This is a genomic window from Corallococcus terminator (genome assembly GCF_049194865.1).
Classification (GTDB): Bacteria; Myxococcota; Myxococcia; order Myxococcales; family Myxococcaceae; genus Myxococcus; species Myxococcus terminator_A.
In genome coordinates this window covers 46482-73161 of the sequence record NZ_JBLZWL010000137.1, presented here as the reverse complement: position 1 = coordinate 73161, position 26680 = coordinate 46482, and the positions used below count along the sequence as shown (strand labels likewise).

Sequence of the window (26680 nt, the reverse complement as noted above, 5' to 3'; positions counted from 1 at the left end):
TTCATGGCGCCCGCCCATCCGCTGTTGCTCGTCGACGACGACGCCGCCTTCCGCAAGGTCTACGGCAACCTGCTGCGCGACGCCGGCTACGAGGTGGTGGAGGCGGGCGACCGTCCCACCGCGCGCGCCGCCTTCGACGCGAGGCCGTTTCCCATCGTCCTGTTGGACTTGATGCTGCCACCGGATGGCAGCGTCTCCGCGGGCCTCGCGGGACTGGGCGCGCTGCTCGACGCTCGGCCCGGCACCAAGGTCATCGTCATCTCCGGAGCGGGCGACACGCGCCACTCGCTGGAGGCGATTCGCCTGGGCGCCTATGACTTCCTCACCAAGCCCGTGGACCCGGATGTGCTGCTCGTCGTGGTGCAGCGCGCGTTGGCTCGGGTGGCACTGGAGCGCCAGGTGGAGGCGCTGCGCACGTCCCTGGAGCGGGCCTCGGGAGACGCGGCCATGGTGGGCCAGAGCGCTCCATTCCTCGCCGCCCTGTCGCTGGCGGAGCGCGTGGCCGTCAGCGACTTGCCCGTGCTCGTCACCGGGGAGAATGGCACCGGCAAGGAGTTGCTCGCGCGCCTGGTGCACCAGAAGAGCCGGCGCCACGCGGGCCCCTTCATCCCCGTCAACTGCGGCGCGCTCCCGGAGACGCTGCTGGAGAGCGCCCTCTTCGGCCATGTGAAGGGCAGCTTCACCGGCGCGACGAGAGACCACCGGGGCCTCTTCGCGGAGGCCGATGGCGGCACCCTGTTCCTGGATGAGCTGGGGGACATGACACCGTCGCTTCAGGTCAAGGTGCTGCGCGCGCTGGAGACGGGCGACATCCTGCCGGTGGGCGCGGACCTGCCCGTGCACGTGGACATCCGCCTCATCTCCGCGACGCACAGGGACTTGGGGCGCATGCTCCAGGAAGGCACCTTCCGCGAGGACCTCTACTGGCGCGTGAAGGGCGTGGAGCTTCGCCTGCCACCGCTGCGCGATCGCGCCTCGGACTTGCCGCTCCTGGCCAAGCACTTCCTCAACCAGTGCGCGCACCTGTGCCCGGATGGCCGCGCGAGGTTGCTGTCAGACGCCGCCGCGGAGTCGCTCGCGTCCCACGGCTGGCCGGGCAACCTGCGCGAGCTGCGTCACGAGATGCAGCGCGCCACCGTGCTGGCCGGAGAGCGCCGCGAGCTTCAGCCCGAGGACCTGTCCTTCACGGGCAGCGAGCGGCCCCGCACGAGCACCCCGGGCGCCACCACGCTGGCCGCCAAGGTGGAGGCGCTGGAGCGCCGCGAAATCGAGGACGCGCTGAAGCGCTTCGGGGGCAACCGCACGCACTCGGCGGAGGCCCTGGGGTTGTCTCGCCAGGGGCTGCTCAAGAAGCTGGAGCGCTTCGGGCTGACGTGAGTCAGAAGAGGCGAGCGCCCAGGCCCGCCTTCAGCGCCCAGCCCAGCCGCGTGTCGGTGAGTCCCGCGCGCTCCCGGAACGTGTTCGAGCCGAGCTGTCCCGCGAGCAGCACCGACACGTTATTGCCCAGGTACACCTCGACGCCGCCACCGCCGAGCGCCTGGAAGCGCCGCTGCTCCGACTTCGAGATGCCGATGTCCAGCGGCAGGTCCACCAGCCCCAGCACCGTCACCGTCTCGGCCACCTTCCAGCCCGCCACCAGTCCCGGGGACAGTCGCAGCAGCACGCCAGAGAAGTTCTGGTCGTCCATGTACGTGGAGCCGGAGTTGAACACCACGCCCAGCCCCAGCGTCGGCGCCAGCGATACCGAGCCTCGCTCCAGCACCTTCAGCCGCCCCACCAGCTCCAGCGCCGCGGAGAGCTGAAACCAGTTGAGCCGCGCGCGCGCCTCCAACTCGACGCTGGAGATGCCCTGCCGGAAGCCCACGCCGATCTCCGGCGCGCCCGCGTAGCCGTACAACGCCGTCGACCCGGCCGGCAGCGTCACCGGCGCAATCACCGCGCCGTGTGGGTTCTCCTCGGAGGCGGCGGACATCTGCTCGACGGTGACGCGGCCCTCCTCTCCGGGTTGCGCGGCCGTCGCCTGCTGGGCAGCGGAGGCGGAGGCCAGCGACATCGCGGACACCAGGAGCCACGGAGAGACCAAGCGCGTCATGCGGCGCACCCTACCGCGACCTGTTTGTTACCGAAACTCAACGATTCCGAGGACTTGTGTCCAGGTTGCTAATCTATCGGGCTTCGCTGGAATAATTCGGTATCCATGACTGCCGCGCTTACCCAGCTCCCCCCACGCAATGCTCCGATGGCGTCGGTGCCGTCGGAGGTGGGCGCGCGTCGTCGTGGGGGGCGGAGCCGGGCGCGGGTACTGCTGGTGGACTCGGATGCGGTCGCGCAGTCCGCGCTGGCGGCGGCACTGGTGGAGGCGGGCTTCGAGGCGCTGCTGGTGGGTGGGGCGCAGGCCGCGCTGGAGGCGCTGGCTCCGGAAGGGCCGCTGCCCAGGTTGGTCATCGCGGAGGTGGAGCTGCCGGACGGTGATGGCTTTGGCCTCTGCGGACAGATTCGCGCGGACGAGCGCACCGCGCACCTGCCGGTGTTGTTGCTGGCGCGGCGCGAGGAGGACTTCCACCGGGACCTGGCCGGCGGCGTGGGCGCGGATGACTACCTGACGCGTCCAGTGGATGTGGAGGACGTGGTGTCGCTCGCGCGGCTCAAGTCGGGACACGCGACGGGCGCGGCGACGTTCGAATCACACACCGCGAGGCTGCCGCTTCCCCGGGTGACGCGTGCGCTGCTGTCGGGCGTGCGCTCCGGGCGGCTCGTCCTGGCGGAGGGCGAGGGTTGGTTCTCGTTTCGCCATGGCCTGGTGGTGGATGCGATGTTTCATGGCGAGCGCGGCAGCCTCGCGTTCCGCCGCATGCTGGGCTTCGCCAGCGGCGCGTACGCGGTGGCGCTGGGGCCGGAGCTGCACAAGGGCTCGTTCACCATGGACCGGGCCCACCTGTGCGAGATGGTGTTGCCGGCACTGGAGCGCTTCGAGGCGCTGAGGGCGCGCGGCCTGCCGCTGGCCTCGCGGCTGACGGTGGACTTCGCGCGGCTGGCGGAGGAGCTGCCCACGCTGCCCGAGGACGTGGGCGAGGTGGTGCGCCTGTTCGATGGCCGACGCACGGTGCGCGCGGTGCTGCTGGAGTGCCGCTATCCGGAGGCGGTGGCGTACGAGGCGTCGACGCGCCTGTTCGCGCTGGGCGTGCTGGTGCCCGCGTGTTTCATCGAGGAGCGTGAGCGGGCGCGCGGCGGGGCCGGAGCGCTCGGGTTCTTCGAGCCCACGCCCTCGGTGGAGCCCGCGTCGGCCGAGTCGGAAGGGGAGTCGGACTGAAGGTTTGACTCCGCGCCCCGGGCTGGGAGACAAGGCCGCCCAGAGGCGACACCTTCCATGTCCGGTCACAATCGGTGGTCGAAGATCAAGCGCCAGAAGGCCGCGATGGGCGCGACCAAGGGCAAGCTCTACTCGAAGGTCGTGAAGGAGATCACCGTCTCCGCGCGACTGGGAGGCGGAGACCCCTCTGGCAATCCGCGTCTGCGCGTGGCGCTGGGCCTGGCCCGTGAGGCCAACATCCCCAAGGACACCGTCGAGCGTGCCATCAAGAAGGGCACCGGCGAGCTGGAAGGGGAGCGCTACGAAGAGGTGATGTACGAGGGCTACGGCCCCGGCGGCGTCGCCGTCCTCGTCGAGTGCGTCACCGACAACCGCAACCGCACCTCGGCCGACGTGCGCTCGACGTTCGGCCACCACGGCGGCAACCTGGGAGCCGAGGGCGCGGTGGCCTGGATGTTCCAGAAGAAGGGAATCGTCACCGTCAAGCCCGGCCCGGACGAGGACGCGGTGCTGGAGAAGGCGCTGGAGGCGGGCGCCGAGGACATCGTGCCCCAGGGCGCGGACGGCTTCGAGGTGCGCACCGCGCCGGCGGACCTGCACACGGTGGCCACGGGCCTGGAGTCCGGGGGCCTGCCGCTGGGCGAGCAGAAGTGGGCGTACCTGCCGCAGAATACCGTCCAGCTCGACGGTGATAATGCGAAGAAGATGCTCAAGCTGATGGACGCGCTCGAGGACATCGACGACGTGCAGAACGTGCACGCGAACTTTGAAATCGACGAGTCCCTGATGGAGTCCCTGTCGCAATAGCGGTGGGTGGAACGGAGTGAACGGTGCGCGTTCTCGGAGTAGACCCTGGCAGCCGCTTCATGGGCTACGGGGTGGTGGAAGAGAAGCGAGGCCGACTGGTGCATGTGGGCCACGGCGTCATCAAGGTGGATGAAGCGGCGCCCCTGGCCTTCCGCCTGAAGGAGCTGCATGCCGCGCTCAGCGCGCAGCTCGCGCACTTCCGTCCGGAGTCGGTGGCGGTGGAGGGCCTGTTCACGTTCCGCAATGCCCGGAGCGCCCTGGTGCTGGGGCACGCGCGCGGCGTGGCGCTGCTGGCGGCGGCCCAGGTGTCGCTGCCCGTCTTCGAGTACGCGCCCGCGAAGGTGAAGAAGTCGGTGGGCGCTGGTGGCGCGGACGGCAAGGACGCGGTGGCGCGGATGGTGCGGGCCCTCTTGAAGCTGGAATCGGTGGACCTGGGGCGCGCGGACGCGAGCGATGCCCTGGCCGTGGCGCTGTGTCACCTCAACCATGGTCGCGCCGCCGTCCCCACGGCGAGCACGGCCGGCAAGAAGCGCAAGGGCGCCGCGGCGCTGCTCGCGGACAGACTGGCGCCGTCCTACCGGCGCCCGGAGGCGGGATGATTGCTCGGCTGCGAGGCGTGGTGCTGGAGAAGGATGCCGAGAGCGCCGTCATCGACGTGCAGGGCGTGGGCTACCTGGTGAACTTCTCCACGCTGGCCCTGGGGAAGCTCCCCCCGGAGGGCCAGGCGGTGGACGTGCGCGTGCGCACCGTGGTGCGCGAGGACGCCTTCGACCTGTTCGGCTTCCTGACCAAGGCCGAGGAAGAGGTCTTCCTGCTGCTCAACGGCGTCTCCCGCGTGGGCCCCCGCATGGCGATGGGCGTGCTGTCGGGCCTGGAGGTGCCGGAGCTGGTGGCGGCCCTGTCGCGCGGCGAGGTGGCGCGCCTGGCGAAGATCCACGGCGTGGGAAAGAAGACCGCCGAGCGGCTGGTGCTGGAGCTGAAGGACAAGATGAAGAACGTCCACCTGGAGGCGGTCTCCCGGGGGACCGCTCCGGCGGCGCAGTCCGGGGGGACGCAATCCGACCTTGTCTCCGCCCTGCTCAACCTTGGCTACAAGCCCCCGCAGGCGGAGAAGGCCGCGGAGCTGGCCACCAGCAGGCTCGGCGCCGACGCATCCTTCCAGACCCTCTTCCGCGAGGCCCTCAAGTCCCTCCGGGCAGGTGCCTGACCTCTTTCGGACCTTCAGCGCCGCGGTTGTGACCGGGTGGCCAATTCGGGACCTCCCGGACCAGCCCGCACAAGCTACTTTCCTCTAAGAAATCGAAACGGTCCGGGGTCCGACGAGCCCTGTGTCGGCCTGGCGGCAAGGGTCGGCCTGTGGCGCAGGATGGCGGACAGCCTGGACCTCCCACTTCCCTCCATGGGTAGCCAGTTCCGCCAACGGTGACACTTTCCAGCCACAGCGGTGGTGGCGGCAGCCCCACCCAGGACAAGGAGTTGCTCACATGAAGGCATGGCTTGGCGTCCCGGTGCTCGTGTCCGTTCTGGTGGGGAGTCTCGGTGGGGTGGGGTGCGGCCCGGCCGCGGCGGCGGAGGGGGGCGAAGGCGAGGTCATCGCGTCGGCCCGGTCTTCGGTGGAGGCGGCGACGGGTGAGGCGGACGTGGAGGCGCTGGCGCGCCGGGCGTGCGGACCTGATCGCGTGGGGCCGCCGGGCTCCAAGCCGGAGTGGCTGACGCGGGGCGCGGGGCGCTTGTTCTTCAGCGCGGAGGCGGAGGGCCGTGGGCGCGAGCTGTGGAGCAGCCCGGGGCGCGCGGGTTGCGCGAGCGTGGTGAAGGACCTGCGTCCGGGCGTCATGGGTTCGGTGCCGCGCTTCCTGACGCCGCTGGAGTCGTGGGTGCTCTTCGTCGCGGACGACAACGAGCACGGCCCGGAGCTGTGGCGCACGGACGGCACGGAAGCGGGCACGGTGATGGTGAAGGATGTGCTGCCCGGTGAGCGCGGCTCGGCGCCTGGCTCGCTCACCCGCGTGGGGGACTGGGTCTACTTCACGGCGACGGACTTCGAGCACGGTCGGGAGCTGTGGCGCACGGACGGCACGGAGGCGGGCACGCGGCTGGTGCACGAGTTCGCGCCGGGGCCGGGCTCGCTGCTGCTGACGTCGCTGACGGCGTGGGGGGACCAGGTCGCGCTGGTGACGTACTCGGACGAGGCGGCGGTGCTGTGGTCGGTGGACGCCAAGGGGCTGGCGCGCGTGCTGTATCAGTCCGCGGTGGGGGTGCTGTCGGATGTGACGGCGTCGGGCCGCCGCCTGTTCTTCCTGCGGGACGTGGGCATGGACATCGCGGAGCTGTGGGTGACGTCGGAGCGTCAGGCCTCCGCGACGCGGGTGCGGGACTTCACCGGCGAGTTCCCTTCGTCCTTCACGGCGATGAATGGCCAGGTGTTCTTCAAGGCGGGCGCGGATGGCTCCTACGGAGAGCAGGGTGACACGCGCCATGGTGGCGAGCTGTGGCGCAGCGACGGCACGGCGGCGGGCACGCGCGTGGTGCGCGACATCTGGCCCGGGCCCAAGGGCTCGCTGCCGTCCGACCTGGTGGTGATGGACGGCGTGCTGTACTTCGCGGCGGAGGACGGCTGGCGCGGGCGCGAGCTGTGGCGCAGCGACGGCTCGCTCCTGGGGACGTGGATGGTCTGGGACCTCCAGTGGGGCGAGCTGGGCAGCGACCCCGAGCAGCTGGTGGCGGAGGACGGCCGGCTGTTCTTCTCAGCGAAGACGGCCCTCCACGGGCGCGAGGCGTGGATGAGCGACGGGTGGCTGTGGAACACGCGCCGGCTGACGGACATCGCGCCGGGGGCGTCGTCGTCGGACCCCCACTCGTTCGTCCGCCTGGGCTCGGAGGTCTTCTTCCTCGCCGGCGAGGCGCTGACGGACGAAGCGCTGTGGGTGGCGCCCTTGCGTGCCTTCGGGTCGTGCTCGGCCGCGGACGGGTGGGGCTGCTGAGCTCAGGCCGCGCGTCGGCTCGCGGGCGTGGGCCGCACGTCGCCGAAGTTGGGCGCGGGCAGGACGATGGTGGGGGCGAGGCCCGGCGAGAGCAGGTGCGAAGTCAGGAGCGAGGAGGGGTGGAAGTTGATGAACGCCCCCTCCACCGCGGAGTGCCCCGCGAAGAGCTTCTCCACCACCATGGACGAGTACTGCGCGAGCGAGTCCTCGCGCGTGTTGCCATTGAGCACCACCTCCCAGCCCATGTGCTCGGCGAAGCGGCGCACGCCGGGGATGGCGGACAACAGCGGCGTGTAGCTCTCCGTGGCCACGCCATTCTCGCTGACGACGAACACCTCGCGCGACGTCGCCACCGCCAGCGACATGTTGCCGCGCGTGTGGCCCGGCGTGCTGAGGAAGGCCGCGCCCACGCCCAGCCAGGTGTCTCCGTCGAGCAGCACCACGCGCTCGGCGGGCACGTCGGTACCCCCCGGGACGAACCACACCGTCTGCATCGGGTGCAGCTCCTTCACCATCTCCCACTCCGCGCGCTGCACCAGCAGCTTCGCTCGGGGGAAGTACGCGGAGAAGCCTTCTCCGCCCAGCCACCCGCGCAAGTCCTGGATGTGCAGGTGGTCGAAGGCCAGGTAGTCCACGTCCGCGGGGGTCAGCCCCAGCGAGGCCAGGTGGCTCTGCACCGTGCCGTGCCGGGTGGACATGACCTTGTCGGAGACGAAGCCGCCGTAGCGCTCGCGCAGCGCATGGTAGAACGGCGCCGCCACGCCCCGCTCGTAGTCGGACGGGTTGAAGAGCAGCGTGCGCCGCTCGCCCTTCACGTCGACGAACTGCACCACCTGCATGCGGTTGGTCATCATCACGTACGGCGCCGGTGACAGCGCCGCCCCGCTGAACGCGAACAGCGAGGGGTACGGAAACGTGACGAGCTCGCACGTGGCCACGGCCGCCACGGGGCCTTCCTGGACGAAGCGCTCACGGGCCTCGAGCGCCGCGCGGCGCAGCTTCTGGAGGCGCGCGCCCGGCACGGGCTCGGCGTGGGCCTCGGCGAGGAAGGGCAGGGGACGGAACGCGGGACTCTGGCTCATGGTTTCACCGTGACAACAAGAGGTCGAAGACCGGCGCGACGAACGGGACGTGCGGCCCATGTTCTCCGGCCCGGCCGCGCGGATGCCAGGCAACGTCCATGTGTTTCACCCGAGCGTCCGCCAGTCCACACGCCTCCCCAGGGGCTCCGTGCGCGCGCCCTCTCACCGACGGCGAAGTCGCTCGCACATGGGTGTCGGCGCAGGTCGCCTGCTGGCTCACGGATGACTCGGGGCGTGGCGTTGAAGCCCGTCATGGCGGTGGGCGCTCCCTGGCCTGCTGGGCGTCCCCGAGTCTAGCGCCCGAGGATGTGGGCGACACGCGCGACCTTCCTGTATAGGGTTCCATGGTCATGGCGAGGAAGTCCGACACGCTCTCAGAAGAGGTTCTCCCCGAGGACGTCCGGCTCGAGGCCTCCCTGCGTCCGCGCTCGTTCCACGAGTACGTGGGACAGGGGCTCGTCGTCGAAAAGCTCAAGGTGTACGTGCAGGCGGCGCGCAGCCGGGGCGAGTCCCTGGACCACTGCTTGTTCTCCGGGCCTCCGGGCCTGGGCAAGACGTCGCTGGCGCACATCATCGCCAATGAGATGGGCGTGGGCATCCACGTGACGAGCGGCCCCGCGCTGGAGCGCAAGGGCGATCTGGCGGGCCTGCTCACCAACCTGGACGCGCGCGACATCCTCTTCATCGACGAAATCCACCGGCTCAACGCGGCCGTGGAGGAGTACCTCTACCCGGCGATGGAGGACTTCCGGCTGGACATCACCATCGACACGGGGCCGGCCGCCCGGGCGATGAAGATTGACTTGCCGCCCTTCACGCTCATCGGCGCGACGACGCGCACGGGCCTGCTCACCTCGCCCCTGCGCGACAGGTTCCAGATTCAGGAGCGGCTGGAGTACTACGACGCGAAGGACCTGGAGCTCATCCTCCACCGCTCCGCGCGCATCCTTGGCATCCCCCTGGAGAAGGAGGCCGCCCACGAGGTGGCCACCCGCTCGCGCGGCACGCCCCGCATCGTCAACCGGCTCTTGCGACGGCTGCGCGACTTCGCGGAAGTCGAAGGCAACGGCAAGATCACGCTGGAGCTGGCGAAGAAGTCGCTGGACCGGCTGGGCGTGGACGCCAGCGGTCTGGACTCCATGGACCGTAAAATCCTGCTCACCATCATGGACAAGTTCGGCGGCGGCCCGGTGGGCGTGGAGACCATCGCCGCCAGCGTGGGCGAGCAACGCGATACCATCGAGGACGTGTACGAGCCCTTCCTGATGCAGGAAGGCTTTCTGCAGCGCACGCCCCGGGGCCGGATGGCCACGCACCGCACCTACCAGTATTTCAAGAAGCCGCTGCCGCCCACGCCCCAGGGCAGCCTCTTCTGAAACCCGCGAGCCATGAGCCAGGCCACCTCCCCCGCGTCTCCCGCTTCCGGACCCACCACCCTCCGCGTCGCGCGTGACTTCTACGCGGACCTGATGCGGGCCTCGCAGACCGTGCGCGCGGGCTTCCTCGCCGAGCGCGAGCGCTGGCTGCGCGGCGTCCCCGTGGACGGCCGCGAGGAGCTGCTCTTCGAGTTCGAGATGCTCCTGCGCGCGGTGGAGCGCTACCTCAACCTCACCGCCGTGGTGGACGCCAAGGACCGGCCCCTCGTCACCCGCGACTTCCACGAGGAGCTGGTGGACGTGCGCGACGCCATGGACCGCGCCATCCGTGTCGCACGTCACCTCCAGGACCCGGACAGCGACCAGAAGATGGTCTTCCGCAAGTACGTGGAGACCCAGCTCGCGGATGACCGGGTGCGTCGCGCACTCATCGAGGAGGAGCTGGACCAGGAGACGCCGTCGGAGAGCCTCTTCGTGCTGCGCGAGGACCTGGACGCGCTGCGCAACCTCCTGGACCACCTGCTCCAGCTGCCCACCGCGCGCCTCAACCTCTTCCAGGACCTGGGCAAGCTGGCCCTGAAGGAGATTGTCCTCAACCGCTACTTCCGGCCCTTCCGGCCGCTGGAGTTCCGCGTCGAGTACGACCGGCTGCGCTCGGTGCGCCTGTTGGATTTGCTGGGGCCGATGCCAGAGGAGCAGCGCGCGGGCTTCTCCACCGCGTTCCTCGGGCTGTTCCGCCTGCTGCACTACCTGTCCTACGTGGACGCGGAGGGGACGCCGCCGGTGCCCCGGCGGGTGCGCGTGCTCCTGGCGCTGGTCCGCAGCGAGACGCACGCGCTGGCCACGTGGCTGCACTCGGAGCTGTCTCCCAAGGCGGGCTCCAAGGCGCTCCAGGCCGCGGCCCTGCGCACCGCGCGCGATCTGGCCAAGGAGGCGGAGCGCATTGGCCGCGAGGTGCTGGCGCACGTGGACAAGGAGCCGGACGCGCCCGCTCGCGCCGCCACCGCCTTCACGTCGCTCTTGCGCACCCAGATTGTCGCGCTGGTGGAGGCGCTGGCGCCCAACGGCGGTTTGACCGACGGCGTCTTCGACGCGCTGGTGAGCCCCCAGGACGCCGCGCTGCGGCTGCGCAAGGACCTGTGGGTGTACGCCCAGCTGTGCCGCGCCGCCGAGGGCCACCTGCGCGCCGACGACGTCGCCGCCGCCGAGCGGGCCCTGGACGCGCTCAAGGACTTCCTGGCGTACTTCCACGACGGCGGCTACCAGCTCCTGCGCTACGCGGACTACGACGCCTTCGACCGCTTCACCGCGCTCCTGGTGGAGCTGCCCTGGCCGCCAGAAGGCCCCGGCATCCGCACCCGGCTCGCCGAGGACCTGCGCCGCTTCAGCCAGACGCTGGAGTCCACCTTCCACTCCGTCAGCCGCCGCACCCTCCTCCAGGGCAGGGGCTTCGACCGCCAGGAAGCCGAGGCCCTCCGCGACCGCTTTGTCGCGGCGCCCACCCGCTGACACTTCCGGCGGGGACTTTTTCGACCCACGCCCACGCGCCCCGTATGACGCAACCCCCCTCGGGGTGTGCTCGTACGGGGCGTGTTTGCTTCCAGCCAGTTCCTTGCGCTATGGACGCCCCCGTGTTGCATGGAAGACACGCTTCGTTGCGAAGCGCGTCAAGGGGCAGGGCGGCGGGTGAGGCGGTGAAGAATTCCCGGACACGAATGTCACGGTTCCGGGCGAATTCACCGACCCTCGGACGGGGGGAGGGTGGCTGGCCACGATGGGCACCCACCGCGATGTCAGAAAAATACCAACCGTTCCAAGGGGTTCGAGGCACCCAAGCCCCCCACCACGGAAGGCAGGCTGTCACACGGTCGTGGCATGCCATTTGCTGAATCTGCGCGTCGCGTCAGACCACTGTTGAACGATTCCGGCGCCATCTGGCCAGATGACCGTTCGGAAGTCCCGCAGCAAGAGCAGCCACGAGGCGACACCGACATGCCCCCGTCTTCCTACAACCAGCGCACCCTCTCGAAGACCGCCAGCCTCCAGGGCATCGGGCTCCACTCGGGCGCGAAGGTGACGCTCACGCTGCGTCCGGCGCCCGCGGGGCACGGCATCGTCTTCGTGCGCACGGACCTGCCTCGGCCGGTGAGCATCCCCGCGCTGGCGGAGTACGTGGTGGACACGGCGCTGGCGACGACGCTGGGACGCGACGGCGTGAAGGTGGCGACGGTGGAGCACTTCATGTCCGCCATGGCGGGCCTGGGCATCGACAACGCCAGGGTGGAGCTGGACGGCCCCGAAATCCCCATCATGGATGGCAGCGCCGCCCCGTTCGCGGCCCTCATCCAGGACGCGGGCATCCGGGAGCTGGACGCGCCCAAGGAGCTGCTCGTCATCCGCAAGCCCGTGTCGGTGGTGGATGGAGACAAGCAGGCCTCCCTCACCCCGTCGCGCCACTTCCGCATCAGCTGCACCATCGACTTCGAGCACCCCGTCATCCAGGGTCAGGCGTTTGATTTGGATTTCAGCGACCGGGACTTCTCCCGGGAGATTTCTCGCGCGCGCACGTTTGGCTTCCTGCGCGACGTGGAGAAGCTGAAGAAGCTGGGCCTGGCGCGTGGCGGCTCGTTGGACAACGCCATCGTCGTGGACGAGGTCTCCATCCTCAACCCCGAAGGGCTGCGCTTCACCGACGAGTTCGTGCGTCACAAGATCCTCGACGCCATCGGTGACGTGTCTCTGTTCGGCCGCCCCGTCATTGGCCACCTCACGGCCTACAAGACGGGCCACGCGCTCAATCACAAGCTGGTTCGCAAGGTCCTTTCGGACCCGAGCTGCTATGAGATTGTCCCCGCGCGTCGTCGCGACGTGGAGGGCCTGGAGCTGGGCCTGCCAGGATTGGCTGGCGCGCTGGAGCTGGAGCCGCTCGTCGCCTGATGTTGGTTTGGCATTTCCTTGCAGGTCGGGGCTGGCTCGACTAAGTCGCGGGCTCATGCCCATGCGTCCAACCACCGTCATCCTCGCCGCGCTGCTGGCGGCTTCGTTCACCGCCGGTTGCAACAAGGAGAAGGCGCCGGTCACCGCGCAGGCTCCCTCGGCCCAGGACTCCTCCGGTCAGCCCGCGCCGGACACCGTGGTCGCCACCTTCGGGGACGGCCAGAAGATCACCTACAAGGAGCTCAACGACCGCGTTCAGGAGCCGCTCGCCAACCTGGAGAAGCAGCAGTTCCAGATTCGCAAGCGCGGCCTTGAGGGCATGGTGACGGAGAAGCTGGTCGACGCCGAGGCCAAGAAGCGCGGCATCACCCAGGACGCGTTCCTCAAGGCGGAGATCGAGGACAAGGTTCCCGCTCCCACCGAGGAGAAGATCAAGGAAGTCTACGACGGCGCCGCGGGCCAGCTGCCCCCCGGTTCGACCTTCGAGCAGATGAAGCCGCAGATCCTGGACTTCCTCACGCAGCAGCCCAAGCAGGAGCGCGCCCAGGCCCTCTTCGCGGAGCTGCGCAAGAACGCCAACGTGCAGATCACCCTGCCGGAGCCGCCGCGTGCCCCCGCGGAGCGCAAGACGGTCTCCGCCGTCGGCCCGTCGAAGGGCCCGGACAACGCGCCCATCACCATCGTCGAGTTCAGCGACTTCCAGTGTCCGTTCTGCAGCCGCGCCATCGGCGCGGTGGACCAGGTGATGAAGGAGTACGACGGGAAGATCAAGCTGGTGTTCCGCCAGTTCCCCCTGGACTTCCACAAGGAGGCGCAGAAGGCCGCCGAGGCGTCGCTGTGCGCCAATGACCAGGGCAAGTTCTGGGAGATGCACGACAAGCTGTTCGCCAGCCAGTCCGCGCTGCAGCTCGAGAACCTCAAGAAGTACGCGGGCGAGCTGAAGCTGGACCAGGCCAAGTTCGACAAGTGCCTGGACTCCGGTGAGAAGGCCGCCACCGTGAAGAGCGACATGGCGGACGCGCAGAAGGTCGGCGTCAGCGGCACGCCGGCGTTCTTCATCAACGGCATCATGCTGTCGGGCGCGCAGCCGGTCGAAGAGTTCAAGAGCATCATCGACGCCGAGCTGAAGCCGACGGCGCAGAAGTAATCACGCGGTTCGGAGGGCACGGGCGGTGGCCCAGAAACCCAAGGCCACGCCCCGTGTCGGTGGCGAGGCGACCTCGCTGGACCTGGAGAAGTCGCTCGCCGCTGGCCTGTCCTCTTCCCGTCCCCTCTCGGCCTGGTTCCACGGGCCGGAGGGGATGGTGCTCCTCCACGAGCCCACGGGCTTCGCCGGCTTCCTGGCCGGCACGCTCGGGACGCTCTCGGTGGAGGAGGTCTTCGCCCACGTCCTGACGGGCATTCGCAGCGGGTTGCTCGCCGTGCAGCACGGCGCCGTCCGCCGCACGGTGTCCTTCCGGGACGGGCAAGTCGTCTTCGCCACGTCCACGGAGCGCTGGGAGCGCCTGGGCGCGGTGCTGGTGCGGCTGGGACTGGTGACGCAGGCGCAGCTCACGCAGGCGCTGTCGCGCGTGCAGCCGTCGCGGCGCATCGGTCAGGTGCTCACCTCCGAGGGCCTGGTCTCCGAGGCGAACCTCTACAGCGCCATGACGTACGTGGTGCGGGAGGTGGTGCTGAGCCTCTTCGAGCTGACGGAGGGCAGCTTCCTCTTCGTCGAGGGCCCCGCGCCCATGGCGGACGTGGTGAAGCTGCCGGAGCGCACGCGTGACTTGGTGCTCACCGGAATCAAGCGCTCGGAGGAGCTGTCGCGGTGGCGGCGGCGCTATCCGGAGGACATGCGCGCGGAGGCCGGGCCCCATGGGCCTCGTCCGGGCGAGGAGCGCTTCTTCCAGAAGCTGGGCGCGGGCGCGACGCTGGGCGAGCTGCGCACGTTGCGTGAGAGTGGCCACCACGCGTTCTTCACGTGGCTGGAGGAGTGCGTACAGGGGGGCCACCTGACGGTGCGTCCCGCCACGCCTCCCGCGCCGCCCATGCCCGCGGTGGAGGGCATGGCCTGGGAGCTGCTGTCCGCGGAGGAGCGCTACAACCTGCTGTTGTCCCTCATCCACCGCGCGCTGCGCGACGCGGGCAAGGACGTGGACCTGCTGCGGGGCTTCCTCGACGCGCCGCCCGCTGGGCTCGAGGACGCGTATGCGGGGGTGGTGCTGAGCGCGGAGGGGCGGGTGGACGTGGCGCGCCTGCGAGCGAACCTGTCCAGCGGCGGTGAGGCGGTGGCGCGCGCGCTGACCCTGGAGGCGCTGGACGCCATCGTGTCGTACGCGCTGTTCTCCGCGCGCAATGTCCTGCCTCCCGACGTGGCCGAGCGCTTGTCCAACACCTACCGCACCCTCCAGGGAGGGCTGGCCTAGCAGGCGCCACATGCCCACGTTCGCGGCCACGGCGTTCGTGGTCGGGGGACGATGGTCATGGGTGTGTTGCGAAAGCTGGCGTGGGGGTTTCTGGTGCTGGGCGCGGCGGGGTGTAGCGGCTCGCGCCAGGCCGTGAAGGCGGACGCGGCGCAGCCCCCTGGGACGGGTGGCTCGGGACGGATGGAGGGGCTGACGACCTCCGTGTCCGGACCGTACGTGGACGAGGAGCTGGGGTTCGAAATCATCCGGCCCGGCGACGAATGGCAGCTGGATGTGTCGAGTGAGCGCACTCCGGAGGGGCTGGCGATTCCGGTGGTGCTGCGCCACGCGGCTTCAGGGGCGCAGGTGGTGCTCCAGGTGGCGCCCGCGGTGGCCACGCCCACCCAGTTCGCCGAGCGGCTCGCGGAGGGCCTGCGTCAGCAGCCGGGCTTCATCACCACGGACCCGGTGCCGCTGTCGCTGTCGGACACGGCGGTGGGCTTCAGCTTCAAGGTGGGTGACAACGTGCATGGCCGCGTGGCCGTGCGCGAAGGGCAGGAGGGCCGCGTGCTGATGATGCTGGCCACCTGGCCCGCGCAGGCGGTGGCGGGCGACATCCTCAACGTGGATGCGCTCATCGAGGGCATCCGCCCGCTGCCGAATCGCAAGGCGCCTCCCAGCAAGGTGCCGCAGGCCGCCGTGCCCTGAGTCGGGGCTCCACGCTTCCTCACGCGGCCCGCCGAGGGACGGACCGCGGAGGGGTGCGGGGAGCTCAGCCGCGCGCGGACTTCCTGGCGCCGCGCGCCGCACGGGCCGGCTTGACGGGGGCCTCGGGGCCTTGCGTGGCCTGGGCCTCGGCGCGCAGCCGCACCCACTCCACCAGGGTGCGGATGCCCACGCCGGTGGCGCCCTTGCCGTTGTAGCCGCGCTCCTTGGGGCTGGTGGAGGGACCGGCGATATCCAGGTGCACCCACGGCGTCTCGCCGACGAACTCCTTGAGGAACAGGGCGGCGTTGATGGAGCCACCCCAACGCTCGCCGGAGTTCTTCATGTCGGCGACCTCGGAGCGCAGCGCGTCCTTCTGCAGCTCGCTCACCGGCAGGCGCCACGTCTCCTCGCCCGCGGTGCGCGCGGCCTGGAGGACCTGGTTGACCGTGCCGTCGTTGTCACCGAAGGCGCCGACGATGTAGTTGCCCAGCGCGACGATGCACGCGCCCGTGAGCGTCGCCAGGTCGATGACGGCGGACGGCTGGTGCTCACAGGCCCAGGTGAGGATGTCGCCCAGCACGAGGCGGCCCTCGGCGTCCGTGTTGGTGATCTCCACCGTCTTGCCCAGCCGCGACGTGAGGATGTCGCCCGGCTTGTACGCATTGCCCGACGGCATGTTCTCGCACGCGCCGATGAAGGCATGCACGGGGAAGGGCGGCTTGATGGCGGCGATGACCTGCATGGCGCCCAGGACGGCCGCCGAGCCCGCCATGTCCGTCTTCATGTCCACCATGCCCTCGGCCGTCTTCAGCGACAGGCCGCCGGAGTCGAAGGTGATGGCCTTGCCCACCAGCGCCAGCGGCGGGCGCTTCGCGTCGCGCGCGTTCTTCGGCGTGTAGACGACGTGGATGAGCCGGGGCTCCTCCGTGCTCCCGGCCGTGACGCCCAGGAACATGCCCATGTCGAGCTTCTCGATCTCGCGCTTGCCGCCGATGGTGATCTTCAGTCCGTGCTCGCGCGCGGACTTCCGGGCGGCCTCGGCCAGCACCGTGGGCGTCACCGCGTTGGGCGGCTCGTTCACCAGGTCTCGCGCCCAGTTGGCGGCCTCGGCCACGCGCTTGCCCAGCGCCAGGGCGTCCTCCACGTCGCGCGACTTCTCGGCGCCTCCGGGCAGCGCGAGCGAGACCTTGATGGGCTTGGGCGCGCCCTTCTCCTCGCGCGCGGACGACTTGTACTTGTCGAAGCGGTAGGCCCCCAGCTCCAGGCCCTCCACCACCGCGCGCACCGCGTCCACGGGCGACTGCGTGGTGGGCAGCGCGACGATGAGCGACGTCACCTTGAGCCGCTGGGCCGTCTTCGCCGCGCGCCCCGACGCCAGCCGCAGGACTTCCGGGTGGAAGCGCGCGCGGCTGCCCAGGCCCAGGAGCAGCACGCGGCCCGCCGTCGTGCGGCCCAGGGTGTTCATCACCAGGGTCTGGTCGGCCTTCGCCTTGAAGCCCTCCTGGGTGGCGGCGCCGCGCAGGTGGCCTTCCAGCGACTTGTCCGCCGAAGCCAGACTGGCCGGGGCGCCCTCACCCAGCTCGCCCTCGAAGAGCGGAATGACGAGCAGGTCGCCATTCGCGAGCGTGGCGTCGCCGGAGACGAAGGAGAAATTCATGGGCCGATGAGCTCCTGAACGGGAGTGGGGATGCAGGGGAGGGCGCGGACTGTAACGCCCACCTTGTTGCACGCAAAGCGCTCGATTTCATTCGAGCGTTGCATTGCGGCAGGGGCCTGGGTAGCAGTCAGGCAATGCCCACCTTGCTGATGCATCTGACCGCCATCGAACGGTTGGCCGCCAACCCCGGAGAGCTGCCGGCGGAGTGGGTGCGCGCGCTCTCCGAGGACCTTCCCTATGCGCGCTTCGGGGTGGCGCTGCCGGACCTGCCGCTGTGCGAGGGAGTCCGTGGAGGCCTCGCCGCGTTCCTGCCCGAGCGGGAGCTTCCCCTGTTCTCGCGGCTGTATCACGAGCGCGCACCGGTGGGCTTCGGGCTGAAGATGGCGGAGCTGGTGGCCACCGGCGCGCTGGTGGGCACCGAGCCCGGACTGGCCCTGCTGGCCGGCTACTTCACGCACCTGTGCCTGGACCGACGGCTCCATCCCGTGGTGGACGACCTGGTGGTGCGTCACCGCCGTCGCGGCGAGCGGGCCCTGGCGGCCCACCGCGATATCGAATGGGCCCAGACGCTCTTCTACCTGCGCGAACTGCACGGCGTGGACCTGCTGGGCACGCCCCGGCTGCGTGAGAAGTGTCAGGTGGTGAAGAGTCCCGGCTTCCCGTGGCGCGGCATTGGCCGGGGCATCTACGAGCTGGTGCGGCTGTCCTCCCAGGAGCGCGTGGGGCAGTCGCCGACCAAGGCGGAGGTGGATGGCTGGGTGCGCGGCCTCTATGTCTCCGGGTTGTTCCTTTCCAGCCCCATGGGGCGCACGCGCGCGCTGCCCGCTTTCGCGCATCTGTCCTTCCAGGAGCTGTATCGCAACGACACGTTCGACTTCGCGCGGGAGGTCGAAGGTGCGCTGGAGTCGGCACGTGGAGTCCTTCGGAGGTTGCACGGCTACATGGCGAGGGGCACCTTCACACCTCGTACGCGCGCCCGCTTCCTGGAGGCCTTCCCCGAGGGAAACCTGGGCGTACGCGCCGCATAGCGCGCCGCGCATCGCCCCCGGGTGCCGGGTGGTTTCGCATGCCGAGCAACCGTCCTGGCGAGCTTGTTCCCTACAGGGGAATGGCTCTGGGCGTGGCGTTGGCACGCTCCTATCCTCGGGACTGAATGACGGTACTACTCCTCATGGTGGTGGGCGGGCTCGCGGGGGCGCTGGGCGCGATGCTGGGCATCGGAGGTGGCATCGTGCTGGTGCCCGCGCTGGTGCTCGGCTTCGGGCTGCCGCTCGAGGAGGCGGTGCCGGCCAGCTTGATGTGCGTGGTCGCCAACTCGTGCGCCGCCGCGGCCGGGTATGTGGACAACCACCTGAGTGACATCCGGCTGGGGCTGACGCTGGAGCTGGCCACGGTGCTCGGCGCCATCGCTGGAGGACTGGTGGCGGCGCTCATTGCACCGGCGATGGTGGCGGTGGTGTTCGGCCTGTTCACCCTCTATGTCGCGCTGCAGATGATTCTCTTGCGCTCGCCCCAGAGGGAGCCGGCCACGCTGGATGACTACCAGCCGACGAACTACCCGCTGGGCATCTCCGGCTCGTTCGTGGCGGGCGGGCTCTCCGCGCTGCTGGGCGTGGGGGGCGGGCCGCTGAAGGTGCCGCTGATGAGCTTCGGCATGCGGGTGCCCTTCAAGGTGGCCAGCGCCACCAGCAACCTGATGATTGGCGTGACGGGCGCGGCGAGCGTGGCGGCCTACGCGCTGCGCGGACACCTGAAGCTGGCCCTGGTGTCTCCGCTGGTGGTGGGCGTGCTGGCTGGCGCGTATGTGGGCAGCCGGCTGATGCCGAAGGTGCCCACGTCCGTGCTCAAGAAGCTCTTCGCGGTGGTGCTGCTGTCGGTGGCGGGGCAGATGTTGTGGAAGGGAGGGGCGGGACTGTGGCCGAGCGTGTGGGAGTGAGTGAAGGGGACCCGGACGGTGCTGAACCGCCGCGAGGCTCCGCGGCGATGATGATGACGGACCCGGCGGTGATGGGTCAGAACGCGGCGGTGGCGACCCCGGCACAAGCCGAGGCGCCGGAGCTGGAGGCGGAGCCCGTCACCGATGGCTTCGTCGAGGCACCGTCCCAACGCGTCACGCGCGTCCGGGACAGGACGCTCGCGGGAGACCGGTGGATTGCCCGGGTGTTGCGCGTGGGCGCGGTGATGAGCGGCGGCATGTTCTTGCTGTCGCTGGGCCTGGAGGCGCTGCCAGGCACCGAGACGACGCACGTGGCCATCGACCAGCTGCGCAAGGCGGCGGCGTCCCTGCTGCTGGTGACGCCGGTGGCGCGGCTGGGCGTGGCGGGCACGCTGCTGGGTCTGCGCGGTGAGTGGCGCTACGCCTTCATCGCCGCGGGAGTGCTGGGGCTCCTGGCCCTGGCGGTGGGCGCCGGCATCCAAGCGTGATGCGGCGCCCAGGGCAGGGCGGTGGGCGGGCGCCTCAGGCGCCGCGCGCGGCGAAGTGGGCGAGGATGTTGCGCACCTTGGCGACCTCGTCCGCGCGGCCCTGCTCCTCGTAGAGCGGAATCACCGCCTCCAGATGGCCGCGAGCCGCCGGGAGGTCCTGCGAGTAGTAGCAGGACAGGCCCAAATCCCACCGGGCGCGGGCCTCGTACACGTGGTCGTGCAGCTCCTGGTACAGCTCCACCGCGCGCAAGAGGTGGGTGCGCGCGCCCTCGTGATTGCCGAGCAGTCCCTCGGACTCACCCAGCAGCAGGTGGCCCAGCGCGAGCGCCTCCGCGTCTTCGCCCTGCTCCAGCATGGGAATGGCTTCGAGGAAGCGCTTGCGAGCCGGCTCGTACTCGGCCTTCTCCATGCGGATGTCGCCGATGTCGAGCAGCAGCCGCGCGGTGCGCTCGGTGTTGCGCGTCTGGCGGTAGAGGATGAGGGCCTCCTGGTACTTCTCCTCGGCGGCCTCCGGCTGACCCAGCGCGCGCAGGGACTCGCCGATGCAGGCGCGGGACAGGGCCTCGCCCTCGCGGTCCTTCGTCTCGTTGAAGAGCTTCGCGGCCTGGGCGATGAGCTCCACCGCGCCCCGGTGGTCCTCGAAGTTCGCCTTCACCACGCCCAGTCCGAAGCAGGCCTGGGCCTGGCCCGGCTTGTAGCCGGCCTCCTTGAACATCGCGAAGGCCTCCTCGTAGCACTGGCGGCTGGCGGCATGGTCTTCCAGCATGCCGTGCAGCTCCGCCAGGCTCACCAGTCCCTGGCCCACCTGGGTGGGAGCGCCGGTGATGCGCAGGGTGGCCAGCTCGTTCTTCTGCTTCTGGAGCGCCTCGAGGAAGTGGGCGCGTTCGGTGTCGTCGGGCGGGTGGGGGCTCACGCGTCGCCACCCTTGCGGCGCCGGGCCGTCTTGTCCAACGAATCGTGCTTCTCGCTCCGGTCAGCGGCATTGACGTCCGGAGTGACAGTCGCTCCCGCGGGGGCCGGGGCGTGGTGCCGGTCCTTCTCCACCTTGTCGGCCTGCTCGTAGCCGAGCAGCGGGGAGAAGAAGCAGTCCTTCTTCGTGTACTCGTCGAAGGCGAAGGCGAAGCGATAGCTGGCCGCCGCGCGCTGGTTGCAGTCGGTGCGCTCGCAGAAGCGGCAGGAGATGCCGGAGGGGATGGCATCCTTGCGCAAGTCATTGGTGGGCAGGCCGTAGGCCAGGTACTTGGCGTTCTCCGCGTGGGTGCCCAGGCCAATGGAGTACGCGGTGCCCTTGACGATGGAGCCTTCCGTCGGCTGCAGCTGCACCTTGGCGAAGCAGAAGTACGTCGTGCCGTCCGGCATGATGGAGTACTGCCGGGTGAGCTGCGACGGGTTGAGGAAGGCCAGGTGCACGGCCCACTTGCCACAGCTGCCGCCGCCGCTGGCGAAGCGGATGCCGGTGCCGCTGTAGCGCTTGGAGATGTTGCCGGCGATGTCCGAGCGCAGGAAGTGGAAGGGGATGCCCGGGCGCTTCGGGTCCGACAGGTTGCACAGCCGGTGGGCCACCGTCTCGTAGGTGGAACCGAAGATGCTCGACAGGAGCTCCACGTCGTAGCGCGTGCGCTGCACTTCCTTGAAGAAGTCCCCGTACGGCAGCATCAGCGCGCCGGCGAAGTAGTTGGCCAGGTTCACCTTGATGAGCCGCGACGTCTCCCCGTGCCGGGTGCGCCCCGCGCCGAGGATGCGCTCCACCAGCTTCTCCTTGTCCAACATCAGGAGGCCGATGGACGCGGCGATCTGGAACTTCAGCGGCTGCTCGGTGAGGTCCGGGGACAGGGTGAGCGTCTGCTCCACCGGGTCCAACCGCCGCACCACGGACGAGCCGCTGGGCGAGGGGTCGATGTGCACGCGGTAGCCGAAGCGCTTCTCCAGGAGCTGCACCAACTGCCCGCTGGTGAGCTGGCGCTCCTGACTGATGTCCCGCCGCAGCTCCTCGGCCTGCTCTTCAATCTCCGGGAAATAGTTGCGGTGCGTCTCCAGGAAGTCGCTCACCTCGTCGAAGGGTGAGTAGTCGAAGCGCACGCCCGGCACGGTGCCGTTGCCCGCGCCGCCGCCCTGCGTCCGCGTGCGCTCCTCCACGTTGAGCTGCGCGAGCACGTTCTCCAGCTGCGTGCGCGTGTTCTTGTAGAGGTTGAAGAGCGCGGCCACGGTGCCGGCGAGCTTCGGCTCCGCGGACAGCGCCTGGAACGACTCCGGGTCGATGTCCAGGCTCTTGAGCAGCGGCTCGTCCAGCAGCTTCGCGAGCGCTTCGTCCACGCGCCCCTCGCCCAGCGTGGACATGAACTGCTCGGGGTCCTGATCGAAATACCGCAGCGCCTTCCAGAGCAGCGGGAAGGGCATCACCCGCTTGCCCTTCTCGATGAGGTTCAAATACGCGGGGGAGACCCCCAGGTCCTTCGCCGCGTCCGCCTGCTTGATGTTGCGGGAGAGTCGCAGGCCCCGGAGCTTCAAGCCCACGTTGGCGTTCAGTGCGTTGTCGTTCATGGCTGAGTCGGGTCCCGTCGGAGCGCGCCAGGCCTCTTGCGCCCTCGCCCCTCTGAACCACTCTGCAAATCGATTTACCGATTTGCAATCAACGTTTTTCTTGGGGCTGCTCCCTGTGTGGCGGGCGACGGAACGGTCGTCCTTCACCTGTCGACTGGCTCACGAGTACGTGCAACCACATGTAATCGCTGCACTTTGTCCGCGTGCGGATGTGCGTTTCATGCGGTCCTCGACGCACGTTGTCAAAAGTTTACCGCCGCAGCGCGCCAAGCCGGTTTCGCGTGTTGGTAAACCAGGATTCGCGGTTTACAGCCCGGATTCCGCACCGGGGCTCAGATGCTCAGCCGGTGGAAGATGAGGGAGACGTTGGTGCCGCCGAAGCCGAAGGAGTTGCTCATCACCGCGTCGACGCGGGCCTCGCGCGCGACGTTGGGGATGCAGTCCAGGGTGATGAGCGGGTCCTGCTGTTGGAGGTTGATGGTGGGCGGCAGCACGCCTCGGGTGAGGGCGAGCACGCTGATGACGGCCTCGGCGGCGCCAGCCGCGCCGTTCATGTGGCCCGTCATGGACTTGGTGGAGGAGACGGCCACGGTGCGGGCGGCGTCGCCGAACACGCGGGTGATGCCCTGCGTCTCCATCAGGTCTCCGACGTCCGTGGAGGTGCCGTGGGCGTTCACGTAGCCGATGTCCGACGGTGAGAGGCCCGCGTCCTTGAAGGCGGCGCGCATGCTGCGCTGGGCGCCCTCGCTCTCCGGGGCGGGCGTGGTGATGTGGTGCGCGTCGGAGCTGGCGCCGTAGCCGGTCAGCTCCGCGAGGATGCGCGCGCCTCGGGCCTTCGCGTGCTCCAGCTCCTCGAGGATGAGCATGCCCGCGCCCTCGGCGAGCACGAAGCCGTCCCGGTCCTTGTCGAAGGGGCGGCTGGCGGCCTGGGGTGCGTCGTTGCGCAGGGACAGGGCGCGCATGGCCGCGAAGCCGCCGACGCCGAGCAGGGAGATGGGCGCCTCGGAGCCTCCCGCCACCGCCACGTCGAACTCTCCGCGCTGGATGCCGCGCAGCGCCTCGCCGATGGCGTGCGCGCTGGTGGAGCACGCGGAGTTGGGGGCCCAGGACGGGCCCTTGAGGCCGTGGCGCAGGCTCACGTAGCCGGGCGCCATGTTGATGATCATCTGAAGGATGAAGAAGGGGCTGATGCGGTCCGGGCCCTTCTCCAGCGTGCGACGGTGCGTCTCCTCCAGGCTGGAGATGCCGCCGATGCCGGAGCCGATGATGGTGGCGATGCGCTCGGCGTTCTCCGGGGTGACCTTCAGGCCCGAGTCCTCCAACGCCATGTCCGCCGCCACCACGGCGAAGTGGGCGAAGCGGTCCATGCGCCGGGACTCACGCCGCTCGATGTAGTCGTCGACCTTGAAGTCCTTCACCTCGCCAGCGATTTGACAGTCGAGCGCGCTCGCGTCGAAGAGGGTGATGGGCCCCACGCCGCTCTGGCCTCGCACCAGCGCCTCCCAGCTCTTCTCCACGCCAGTGCCCACCGGGCTGATGAGCCCCATTCCCGTCACCACGACACGCCGCTTCTGCATCCGCCGCTCCCTTGGATGACACGCCAGGAAGACGAACAGCCCGGCCGCTCGTTCGCCTTCCTTTTCGTGGCGTGCGCTGCATGGCCCTTTGTATTATGACCATCATCCCATCTGGCAAGCCTGATTTGAGGGAGGAGAAGGGGCCCATGAGCGACGGGAAGGCCGAGACGCGTACGAGGACGGTGACGTGGGGAGACTTCCGGGAGGGCGTGGCGGCGGCGAAGTCGCTGTCGGGGCTGGAGTACCTGCGCGCCATCGTCCGGGGCGAGGTGCCTGGGGCGCCCATCGCGGCGCTGATGGGCTTCGCGCCGGTGGAGGTGTCGGAGGGGCGCGCGGTGTTCGAGGTGGAGCCAGCGGAGTACCACTACAACCCGATTGGCACGGTGCACGGGGGCCTGGCGGCCACGCTTCTGGACTCGGCGCTCGGGTGCGCGGTGCACAGCACGCTGCCGGTGGGCGCGGGCTACACCACGCTGGAGCTGCACGTGAACATGGTGCGCGCCATCTCCCAGGACACCGGACGGCTGAGGTGCACGGGCGAGGTCATCCACGTGGGAGGCCGCGTGGCGACGGCGCAGGCGCGCCTGACGGACGCGGACGGCAAGCTGTACGCGCACGGCACCACGACGTGCATGGTGTTCAGGCCTCCTGGCCCCGGTGGCAAGGAGTAGAGGGCGCGACGATGCGGTACGCACCCGAGCACAAGCAGGCCACCCGCGAGCGAATCCTCTCCGCGGCGCAGACGCTCTTCCGCAAGGAGGGCTTCGCGGGCGCGAGCGTGGAGCGCGTCATGCGGGCCGCGGGGCTGACGGTGGGCGGCTTCTATGCCCACTTCGCCTCCAAGGAGACGCTGCTCGCGGAGTCCGTGCGCTCGTTCTTCCAGCACCAGCAGGAGCGCTGGTTCGGCGGACTCGAGGCGCTGCGCGGCGCGGAGTTCCTCGACCCCTTCGTGCGGCGCTACCTCAACCACCACATCCGCGACAGCATGGAGACGGGCTGCGTCATGCCGTCGGTGTTGTCGGACCTGACGCGCGGGACACCCGAGGCCCGCGAGGCGCTCGCGAACGGACTGGAGACCCTGGCGGAGGAGCTGCGGGCCCATGTCCCGGGCGAAGGCGGTGTCACGGGACGACAGCGGGCGCTGGCCACGGTGGCGCTGCTCTTCGGCGCGATGACGCTCGCGCGGGTGACGAAGCACCTGCCACTCTCGGACGAAATCCTGGAGGCCGCGCGCGCCTTCCTGCTCGCGGGCGGCGCGCTGCCTCCGAAAAAGCGACACTGAGGCAACAGCGAGGTCGAGCGTGGTGCTCGCCTCCGCGACACCTGGGCTCCTGACCCGGTTGCTGGAGGTGGCGATGTCCTTCGCGCGCGGCCGTTGGGTGCTGGGGTTGCTCGCCCTGCTGGGCCTGTCCTGTCTGGGGGCGCCTCGCCCGCGTGCCGCGAAGGACCCGGCGGCGCTGCGCTACAACATCACCTATGTGCGCGAGCCCACGCACGCGCTCGACGTGGAGGTGGTGCTGGTGCGGGGCACTCCGCGCGCGTTCCGCTTCACCCAACCGGGCGGCGTGGACACCGTGAGCGCGTTTCGAGAGGACGGTGAGCGGCTCGAGCTGCGCGTGAGGGAGGGCCTGGTCCTGCTCCCCTCGAACATCCGCTTCCTGCGCTACCGCTATGAGCTGGATGCGCGCCACGGCTCGCGCGGCCCCAATCTGTTCGCGGGTGGGGGCGAAGGCGATGCGCGCCACGTCGCCGGCCGCGCGTACCTCATCCGTCCCAATCAAGCGCCGCCCGACCTGCGCGTGGAGTTGGTCGTCGAGGGAACGGACGCGCTGCTGCCGTGGCAACCCGATGACACCGGCCTGTATCGGATTCGTGCGGAGGACCTGGTGGACTCGGGCTTCCATGGCTTCGGTGGGCGCCGCTGCCAGGTGGTGTTGCCGGACGCGGTGCTGGACGTGGCGGTGCTCGGCGAGTTCACCACGGTCGACGACACCCAGGTCTGTGGCTGGATGAAACAGGCGGCGGAAGAGGTGCGCACCGTGCGCCGCGCGTTCCCCTATCCGCGAGCCACCGTGCGCGTCATCCCCGTGCCCGGCCACCAAGGCCCGAGCCTCTTCGGCATGGTGCTCTGGAGCTCACCGCCCAGCATCTCCGTGCTCGTGGGCCAGGAGGCGAGCGTGGAATCCTTCGAGCGGGACTGGGTGGTGCTGCACGAGCTGCTCCACCTGACGCATCCCGCGTTCCTGCCGCGCGTGCCGTGGTTGTCGGAGGGCCTCGCCACCTACTTCACGGAGCTGGCCCGCGCGCGCTCGGGCAGGCAGAGCGCTCAGCGTGCCTGGGAGGAGCTGGTGGATGGCTTCGCGCGTGGGCGTCGCGCGGCGGGAGCCCGCACGATGGAAGAGGTCACCACCGATGGAGACTTCGCGCTCGGGACATATTGGACGGGCGCGCTCTTCGCGCTGCATCTCGATGTGGAAATCCGCCGTGTCACTGGAAACAAGCGGCAGCTGGAAGATGTGTTGGAGTTGCTCGCGGAGCGCGGGAACACCTCCACGTTCGGTGCATTTGGCGCGGCGGTGGACGCTGTCGCGGGGCGGCCGCTGTTCGACGGCTTGCTTGCGCGGCACCTGGGGCGCACGGCTTTTGTGGAGCAGGAAGGTCTGCTAGAAGCGCTGGGTGTGTCGGCGGGAGCGGAGGGCATTGAGTTGGTGCCTGCCCAGGACAGCTCGTTGCGCGAGTCGATGGAGAGAGTGCGTCTCCACGAGGCCTCGCGATGAATGGCGAGGCGGTCTGTAACCAGCGGGCAGGCAATCACGTACTGGATGCATCCGCGAACTGTCGACATCCGTAAATGGAGTCCGCGGTTCCCCCTCAACGCAGCACCGAAAGGAAG

The 26680-nt window shown here is 69.7% G+C and carries 24 protein-coding genes; 18 read left to right on the top strand and 6 right to left on the bottom strand.

Going from position 1 to position 26680, the window contains the following annotated elements; genetic code table 11:
* The first annotated feature begins 3 nt into the window (after positions 1–3).
* Positions 4–1377: a sigma-54-dependent transcriptional regulator gene (locus tag ACN469_RS41105; protein ID WP_498777456.1), complete on the top strand. Its 1374-nt coding sequence runs from the start codon at positions 4–6 to the stop codon at positions 1375–1377.
* A gap of 1 nt (position 1378) precedes the next feature.
* Here ACN469_RS41105 and ACN469_RS41100 read toward each other — a convergent pair whose 3' ends face one another.
* Entirely contained in the window at positions 1379–2092 is a 714-nt protein-coding gene (locus ACN469_RS41100) for a hypothetical protein (RefSeq protein ID WP_498777454.1), read from the bottom strand.
* A gap of 105 nt (positions 2093–2197) precedes the next feature.
* Between ACN469_RS41100 and ACN469_RS41095 the strand changes: the two genes are divergently transcribed.
* From ACN469_RS41095 to ACN469_RS41075, 5 genes are all read left to right on the top strand, one after another.
* On the top strand, positions 2198–3310 hold the full coding sequence (locus tag ACN469_RS41095; RefSeq protein WP_498777452.1) for a response regulator: 1113 nt from the start codon (positions 2198–2200) through the stop codon (positions 3308–3310).
* A 57-nt stretch (positions 3311–3367) separates the two neighbouring features.
* Positions 3368–4117, top strand: coding sequence for a YebC/PmpR family DNA-binding transcriptional regulator (locus ACN469_RS41090; protein ID WP_498777450.1), 750 nt, complete (start codon positions 3368–3370; stop codon positions 4115–4117).
* A 23-nt stretch (positions 4118–4140) separates the two neighbouring features.
* Positions 4141–4716, top strand: a complete 576-nt coding sequence (gene ruvC, locus ACN469_RS41085; protein WP_498777449.1) for a crossover junction endodeoxyribonuclease RuvC — start codon at positions 4141–4143, stop codon at positions 4714–4716.
* Positions 4713–5324: a Holliday junction branch migration protein RuvA gene (gene ruvA, locus ACN469_RS41080; RefSeq protein WP_498777447.1), complete on the top strand. Its 612-nt coding sequence runs from the start codon at positions 4713–4715 to the stop codon at positions 5322–5324. Before ruvC ends, ruvA begins: the two co-directional genes overlap by 4 nt.
* Positions 5325–5601: 277 nt before the next feature.
* A complete protein-coding gene (locus tag ACN469_RS41075; RefSeq protein WP_498777445.1) occupies positions 5602–7098 on the top strand; it encodes an ELWxxDGT repeat protein in 1497 nt (498 codons plus the stop codon).
* A gap of 2 nt (positions 7099–7100) precedes the next feature.
* Here ACN469_RS41075 and ACN469_RS41070 read toward each other — a convergent pair whose 3' ends face one another.
* Positions 7101–8180, bottom strand: a complete 1080-nt coding sequence (locus ACN469_RS41070) for an MBL fold metallo-hydrolase (protein ID WP_498777443.1) — start codon at positions 8178–8180, stop codon at positions 7101–7103.
* A 344-nt stretch (positions 8181–8524) separates the two neighbouring features.
* On the opposite strand from ACN469_RS41070, the gene ruvB reads away from it, so the two are divergent.
* The 6 genes from ruvB (at position 8525) to ACN469_RS41040 (ending at position 15588) form a co-directional block, all read left to right on the top strand.
* Positions 8525–9556, top strand: a complete 1032-nt coding sequence (gene ruvB / locus ACN469_RS41065) for a Holliday junction branch migration DNA helicase RuvB (RefSeq protein ID WP_498777441.1) — start codon at positions 8525–8527, stop codon at positions 9554–9556.
* 12 nt (positions 9557–9568) lie between these two features.
* A complete protein-coding gene (locus ACN469_RS41060; RefSeq protein ID WP_498777439.1) occupies positions 9569–11065 on the top strand; it encodes a hypothetical protein in 1497 nt (498 codons plus the stop codon).
* A gap of 483 nt (positions 11066–11548) precedes the next feature.
* A complete protein-coding gene (gene lpxC, locus ACN469_RS41055) occupies positions 11549–12493 on the top strand; it encodes a UDP-3-O-acyl-N-acetylglucosamine deacetylase (protein WP_498777437.1) in 945 nt (314 codons plus the stop codon).
* Between the two features lie 61 nt (positions 12494–12554).
* Positions 12555–13640 carry a thioredoxin domain-containing protein gene (locus ACN469_RS41050; RefSeq protein WP_498777472.1) on the top strand — a complete coding sequence of 362 codons (1086 nt, stop codon included), beginning with the start codon at positions 12555–12557 and terminating at the stop codon, positions 13638–13640.
* Between the two features lie 25 nt (positions 13641–13665).
* Positions 13666–14901, top strand: a complete 1236-nt coding sequence (locus ACN469_RS41045) for a DUF4388 domain-containing protein (RefSeq protein WP_498777435.1) — start codon at positions 13666–13668, stop codon at positions 14899–14901.
* 57 nt (positions 14902–14958) lie between these two features.
* Positions 14959–15588, top strand: a complete 630-nt coding sequence (locus tag ACN469_RS41040) for a hypothetical protein (protein ID WP_498777433.1) — start codon at positions 14959–14961, stop codon at positions 15586–15588.
* 64 nt (positions 15589–15652) lie between these two features.
* Here the strand turns inward: ACN469_RS41040 and ACN469_RS41035 are convergent, their stop codons facing one another.
* Entirely contained in the window at positions 15653–17245 is a 1593-nt protein-coding gene (locus ACN469_RS41035; protein WP_498777431.1) for a leucyl aminopeptidase, read from the bottom strand.
* A gap of 134 nt (positions 17246–17379) precedes the next feature.
* Between ACN469_RS41035 and ACN469_RS41030 the strand changes: the two genes are divergently transcribed.
* From ACN469_RS41030 to ACN469_RS41020, 3 genes are all read left to right on the top strand, one after another.
* Entirely contained in the window at positions 17380–18273 is an 894-nt protein-coding gene (locus ACN469_RS41030; protein WP_498777429.1) for a hypothetical protein, read from the top strand.
* Positions 18274–18398: 125 nt separating this feature from the next.
* The gene (locus tag ACN469_RS41025) at positions 18399–19181 is read left to right on the top strand and encodes a sulfite exporter TauE/SafE family protein (protein WP_498777427.1); all 783 of its coding nucleotides are present in this window, start codon (positions 18399–18401) and stop codon (positions 19179–19181) included.
* A complete protein-coding gene (locus ACN469_RS41020) occupies positions 19160–19669 on the top strand; it encodes a hypothetical protein (RefSeq protein WP_498777426.1) in 510 nt (169 codons plus the stop codon). Before ACN469_RS41025 ends, ACN469_RS41020 begins: the two co-directional genes overlap by 22 nt.
* 34 nt (positions 19670–19703) lie before the next feature.
* On the opposite strand, the gene ACN469_RS41015 is transcribed toward ACN469_RS41020, so the two are convergent.
* The 3 genes from ACN469_RS41015 to fabF form a co-directional block, all read right to left on the bottom strand.
* On the bottom strand, positions 19704–20582 hold the full coding sequence (locus ACN469_RS41015) for a tetratricopeptide repeat protein (protein ID WP_498777424.1): 879 nt from the start codon (positions 20580–20582) through the stop codon (positions 19704–19706).
* Positions 20579–22210: a helix-turn-helix domain-containing protein gene (locus ACN469_RS41010; protein ID WP_498777422.1), complete on the bottom strand. Its 1632-nt coding sequence runs from the start codon at positions 22208–22210 to the stop codon at positions 20579–20581. Before ACN469_RS41010 ends, ACN469_RS41015 begins: the two co-directional genes overlap by 4 nt.
* A gap of 332 nt (positions 22211–22542) precedes the next feature.
* Positions 22543–23787, bottom strand: a complete 1245-nt coding sequence (fabF, locus tag ACN469_RS41005; RefSeq protein WP_498777420.1) for a beta-ketoacyl-ACP synthase II — start codon at positions 23785–23787, stop codon at positions 22543–22545.
* A 146-nt stretch (positions 23788–23933) separates the two neighbouring features.
* Between fabF and ACN469_RS41000 the strand changes: the two genes are divergently transcribed.
* The 3 genes from ACN469_RS41000 to ACN469_RS40990 are packed head-to-tail and all read left to right on the top strand — an operon-like array spanning position 23934 to position 26564.
* A complete protein-coding gene (locus ACN469_RS41000) occupies positions 23934–24458 on the top strand; it encodes a PaaI family thioesterase (RefSeq protein ID WP_498777418.1) in 525 nt (174 codons plus the stop codon).
* Between the two features lie 11 nt (positions 24459–24469).
* Complete coding sequence (locus ACN469_RS40995) at positions 24470–25069, top strand: TetR/AcrR family transcriptional regulator (RefSeq protein ID WP_498777416.1); 600 nt, start codon at positions 24470–24472, stop codon at positions 25067–25069.
* Between the two features lie 19 nt (positions 25070–25088).
* Entirely contained in the window at positions 25089–26564 is a 1476-nt protein-coding gene (locus ACN469_RS40990) for a M61 metallopeptidase family protein (protein ID WP_498777415.1), read from the top strand.
* The last annotated feature ends 116 nt before the right edge of the window (positions 26565–26680 follow it).

Excerpts from the sequence above, each read along its gene's own strand:
- ACN469_RS41105 (WP_498777456.1), top strand. The coding sequence starts at position 4 with ATGGCGCCCGCCCATCCGCTGTTGCTCGTCGACGACGACGCCGCCTTC.
- ACN469_RS41100 (WP_498777454.1), bottom strand. The coding sequence starts at position 2,092 with ATGACGCGCTTGGTCTCTCCGTGGCTCCTGGTGTCCGCGATGTCGCTG.
- ACN469_RS41095 (WP_498777452.1), top strand. The coding sequence starts at position 2,198 with ATGACTGCCGCGCTTACCCAGCTCCCCCCACGCAATGCTCCGATGGCG.
- ACN469_RS41090 (WP_498777450.1), top strand. The coding sequence starts at position 3,368 with ATGTCCGGTCACAATCGGTGGTCGAAGATCAAGCGCCAGAAGGCCGCG.
- ruvA (WP_498777447.1), top strand. The coding sequence starts at position 4,713 with ATGATTGCTCGGCTGCGAGGCGTGGTGCTGGAGAAGGATGCCGAGAGC.
- ACN469_RS41075 (WP_498777445.1), top strand. The coding sequence starts at position 5,602 with ATGAAGGCATGGCTTGGCGTCCCGGTGCTCGTGTCCGTTCTGGTGGGG.
- ACN469_RS41070 (WP_498777443.1), bottom strand. The coding sequence starts at position 8,180 with ATGAGCCAGAGTCCCGCGTTCCGTCCCCTGCCCTTCCTCGCCGAGGCC.
- ruvB (WP_498777441.1), top strand. The coding sequence starts at position 8,525 with ATGGTCATGGCGAGGAAGTCCGACACGCTCTCAGAAGAGGTTCTCCCC.
- ACN469_RS41060 (WP_498777439.1), top strand. The coding sequence starts at position 9,569 with ATGAGCCAGGCCACCTCCCCCGCGTCTCCCGCTTCCGGACCCACCACC.
- lpxC (WP_498777437.1), top strand. The coding sequence starts at position 11,549 with ATGCCCCCGTCTTCCTACAACCAGCGCACCCTCTCGAAGACCGCCAGC.
- ACN469_RS41050 (WP_498777472.1), top strand. The coding sequence starts at position 12,555 with ATGCGTCCAACCACCGTCATCCTCGCCGCGCTGCTGGCGGCTTCGTTC.
- ACN469_RS41040 (WP_498777433.1), top strand. The coding sequence starts at position 14,959 with ATGGGTGTGTTGCGAAAGCTGGCGTGGGGGTTTCTGGTGCTGGGCGCG.
- ACN469_RS41035 (WP_498777431.1), bottom strand. The coding sequence starts at position 17,245 with ATGAATTTCTCCTTCGTCTCCGGCGACGCCACGCTCGCGAATGGCGAC.
- ACN469_RS41030 (WP_498777429.1), top strand. The coding sequence starts at position 17,380 with ATGCCCACCTTGCTGATGCATCTGACCGCCATCGAACGGTTGGCCGCC.
- ACN469_RS41025 (WP_498777427.1), top strand. The coding sequence starts at position 18,399 with ATGACGGTACTACTCCTCATGGTGGTGGGCGGGCTCGCGGGGGCGCTG.
- ACN469_RS41010 (WP_498777422.1), bottom strand. The coding sequence starts at position 22,210 with ATGAACGACAACGCACTGAACGCCAACGTGGGCTTGAAGCTCCGGGGC.
- fabF (WP_498777420.1), bottom strand. The coding sequence starts at position 23,787 with ATGCAGAAGCGGCGTGTCGTGGTGACGGGAATGGGGCTCATCAGCCCG.
- ACN469_RS41000 (WP_498777418.1), top strand. The coding sequence starts at position 23,934 with ATGAGCGACGGGAAGGCCGAGACGCGTACGAGGACGGTGACGTGGGGA.
- ACN469_RS40995 (WP_498777416.1), top strand. The coding sequence starts at position 24,470 with ATGCGGTACGCACCCGAGCACAAGCAGGCCACCCGCGAGCGAATCCTC.